Annotated in this window: 2 protein-coding genes; both read right to left on the bottom strand. The window is 54.6% G+C overall.

Annotated features, from left to right (window positions below):
• Nucleotides 1–466 precede the first annotated feature (466 nt).
• Nucleotides 467–1,798 carry a cellulase family glycosylhydrolase gene (locus VAE55_RS07365; protein WP_322815145.1) on the bottom strand — a complete coding sequence of 444 codons (1,332 nt, stop codon included), beginning with the start codon at nucleotides 1,796–1,798 and terminating at the stop codon, nucleotides 467–469.
• Between the two features lie 90 nt (nucleotides 1,799–1,888).
• Complete coding sequence (locus VAE55_RS07360) at nucleotides 1,889–3,691, bottom strand: hypothetical protein (protein WP_322815144.1); 1,803 nt, start codon at nucleotides 3,689–3,691, stop codon at nucleotides 1,889–1,891.
• Between the last annotated feature and the right edge of the window lie 461 nt (nucleotides 3,692–4,152).

Genomic DNA, 4,152 nt, shown 5'->3' with positions numbered 1-4,152 from the left:
TTGCACGCGCCAGATTGTGAGCACGGCTGGCGCGGCAGCATGGCTGCCGCACTCCAAACGACGCCACACGCGGATGATGAGCGAGCAAGGCAACCAATCCAGTGCGTGATGGCACCGGAGATGGTTATGAGAGCGCGACAGTACAACTTTTTATGAAATAAGTTCTAATTGTCATCCCCATGGAGCACGAACTTCAGCCTGTGTACGTAATTTCCCTTCTGGTTCAACGTACAACCTGACCACCTGAACAAATACGTGGTATCAGTTCAAGGTACGGTCTCTGTCTCAGCACCACCCTGCAGAACCACACCACGATCACGACCATCACAGCATGATGTAGAGACGAGATCTACGTTATGTCAATAAACACCAAATTGACGCCATACATAATCAGGAGGGACAGGCATGCAGCCTGCCCCTCCCGGTATCGGGCTATACAGCCCTGCGTGCCTATCTTAGAGACACGTTACGGCGCAACAAAGCGCCCCTGCCACGTCTTAATCTGGGCAATGGTATCTTGCGCCCGCAAATACGACAGCCGCGGACTCCAGTCGGGATTGAGAATGGCGAATGCCGCCTGTTCGTGGTTCGGGTTCCCCTGCTCACCCCAGAGCACGGCAAAATTGATGTTCCAGAGGAACATATTGCCAACGAACGGATAATTATCGTAAACCCGCAGCATCGCCGAGCGAATGTATTCCGCTTGCTGCTCTGGAGTCACGTAATTACCAAACTCGTACCCCGGCGTGTTGTTTGGCGTTGCCCAGCCGTACTCGGTAATCCAGATCTCCTTATCGCCCATCCCGTACTGTTCCATCCACTTCCGCACATTCTCGACATGCCGGAAATAGTGCGTCTCGTGGTCGTTCCAGCAGCGATCAGGCGCCGGTTGACAACCAGGAATATAGCTTGGATTGTCGGGCCAGAGGGTATCAGGTGGATTAGCCGCGCCACCCGGATGGACCGCCTGAATATCGAAGTAATTGCGTACTTCACCGTTGTTGTAGGTATACATCAGGCGGTAGAATTCCTGGTCAGAAAGCGCAATTGCCGGGTTGGTCACACCACTTGACGAAGAGGCGGCTGCCAGCACGATTGCATCTGGATTGAGCGACTTAATGCGCGTGTAGGCTGCTTTCAGAATCTCAACATAGTGCCCGACATCTTCCGGCACAATCTCGCCACCATTCTCAACCGCCAGGTTCGGTTCATTCCAAATCTCATAGGCATGAATTTTATCACCGTAGCGGCGTACCATCTGCTCCAGGAAATTGGCCAGTGTCTCAGGATCATCGGGCAAACCATTGGTCGCATTATACGCGGTCGGTGAACGTACCACATTCACCAATAACTTGATCCCAGATCGATCAACCGCCTCAACGATGCGATCCAGTTCATCCCAACCGTAGATGCCCTTTACCGGGTCTTCGATATCCATCCAGACCACTTGCTGGCGGAACCAATCAAAACCGGCATTATTCGCCAGTTGTAAGACACGGTCGCGGTCGGTGTAGTAGAGGTGACCAACGATACCGAACTCCAGATAATCAGGGTTAATCGGTACAGGGGTCGGCTCAGCCGGTACCGGTGTTGGCTCAGGCGGTACCGCAGTTGGCTCAACCGGTGCAGTCGTCGGTACTGCTGTAGGTGGCGTCGAAGTATCAGGAGTAGCCACTACTGCTGCCGTTGGTACATTGCTTACCGGTGGTGTCGTTGGTTCACCACCACACGCGGCCAACAGCGCTGCCAAAATCATCAAACACAGGATTAGAGCCGGCCAGCGCCGGATACGATGCATCTTCCATCTCCGAGTCATACGAGTTTTTCCTTCTCACACGTTGGTCAGCGGTACAACCCGGCGGGTTAACCACTGACCGCCTGCTCTTCGCTAATCTTTTGGCATTGCCTGGATGGCAAACCACGCCGGACGGGGACTCCAGTCACCATTAATCACCCCAAACGATGCCTGTTCGTGCAACTCATTACCCTGCGCACGCCACGGCACGGCAAAGTTCAGGTTCCAGAGGAACATGGCCCCCACCCACGGTGCATACTCGCGGCGCCCAATCTGGAACGCACGCACAATCCACTCGGCCTGCTGCTCAAAGGTGATCGAATTACCGTACTCATAGCCAGGAGTGTTATTGCGGGTTGCCCAGCCGAATTCGGTAATCCAGATTTGCTTGTCGCCCAGGCCATTTTCGACCAGCACATTACGAATGTCTTCGATCCGGCGGAAATAGAATTCGCGACTTGTACGCCACTGCGGGCCAGGGCCAGGACGGTTAGGCCAGAGGGTGTCAGGCGGATTGTATTGACCACCGGGATGCACACCGATAGCATCGACATTGGCCCGGAACTTGGGGTTAGAGGCCATCGAGCGCATATACGATGTATCGCTCAGTGCGATATTAGGATCATTCGTCTCGGTGCTGGTCGGCGCACCACTCACCACGATGGTCATCGGGTCGTTGGCTTTGATTGCCTTGTACGCAACCTCAAGCAGATCAACATAGTAGCTCGCATCGGCCACCCGGCCACCTACGCCACCATCGCGGGCACAATCACCGCCATTTTCGCACGCCCGATTCTGCTCGTTCCAGATCTGATACGCCTGAACTCGCCCTTTGTAACGCTTTGCCATTTCGCCGACGAAGTAGGCGAAATCCTTGAAGTTTTCGCGCCTGGGCATACCGTTACTACCGTTTGTCGTCGCCCAACTGGGTGCAGCGACAATGCTCAGTAACAGATTCACCCCCTGACGATTCGCATCGGCCACAATGTCGTCAAGTTCGGCCCAATAGATGGCACCTGAGCGGTCGTGCAGATCCATCCAGCGCACCTGTTGCCGAATCCAGTAGACACCTGCATCACGGCTCATTTGCAAGACGCGGTTGCGATCCTGCCAGGCTGTCCCCTGTCCGTAGAGGTGTGCATTGAAGCCATAAATGAATTGTCGTGGCAATGATTGATCGGGTGGCCGGTAGTTAAATGCCGGATTTGTGCGGTGTCGTAAATCGCGATACTCATTGCCCAGCAAGCCGAGCAGAATACGGTAGCGTGGATCCGGTTCATCGGGATGCCACTCCATGCGCTGCCGCTCGAAGTACTGTACCCAGTAGATTTCACCGGTGGCCTGATTTCGCTCCTGGAACTGCTCGGAGAGCGGATAACCAAAGACCTCAAGGCCACCGTTGTTGAGCCAGAACGTGCGGAACGGTGCCGGGCTATCGCGTAAGGTGTGACCGGTCTCGGCAAACCACGTACCATCACCGGGATCGGCAACCCGTTGGAACGGCGGTTCATTCTCACGGCCTTCAACTAACCGCCGACCAAGCAGGCGACCCAGAACATAGTACCGATTATTTTGCTGACCGAAGTTTTCAGGATGCTCTTCGAGAATAGCCCGCTCGAAATACTGCACCCGATAAAACTTACCCGGCTCGGTAAAGCTCTCCTCGATAAACGGTTCCGAAATAGGATACCCCAGCACAAACAGCGCATTTGGCGTATTTTTCCAGGTCTCCAGGAACCAGTTCACCGCGCTATGGCCGGTCTCGGGAAAATAGCGCGCCTGATACGGCGGATACGTATCGGGCACACCGCCCTGCGCTGCACCGGGTCGTGGCCAGGCCAGCAATGAAACGGATAGCACCAGTAAGCCCAGTACAGCAAAGATCCGTCGTGTCATGCAACAACTCCCTCACTCACTGCGTTCACCATCGAATCACTACTACATGTCATAACCGCTACCGTAGCGAGACTTACATAGCGAATGGCTGATGAATGGCTGATATGTGGCTTAAAAGCGAGTTAACAACTGATACGATCACTCAAGCAACCCGGCAGATTATACCTGTCGCTGTGAGTGGGAGTCAAATGAGGCGACACAATGCTACGAAAACGGGCCGGTAAGCCAGCAGGTTGAAAGCCCGCCTTACAGCACTGAAGCTCTGGTAGGGTTGACCCGGCGAACGAACCATCATCATAATACAGTGTATCATTACCGAGACCATATAATCTTACAGGAGTTACGCAGTTGAGAGCTGGGTAGAGCGTGGATGGGCCAAGGAGGCCCGTATCGCCTCACGGACAATGGCGGCTTTGGCCGCACCCCACGACGTGCCTGTTCGCAACCGGTGACATGCCAGG

This window comes from Chloroflexus sp., from assembly GCF_034432675.1.
Classification (GTDB): domain Bacteria; phylum Chloroflexota; class Chloroflexia; order Chloroflexales; family Chloroflexaceae; genus Chloroflexus.
The sequence above is the reverse complement of the archived record's forward strand: the minus strand, read 5'-3'. Positions and strand labels throughout refer to the sequence as shown.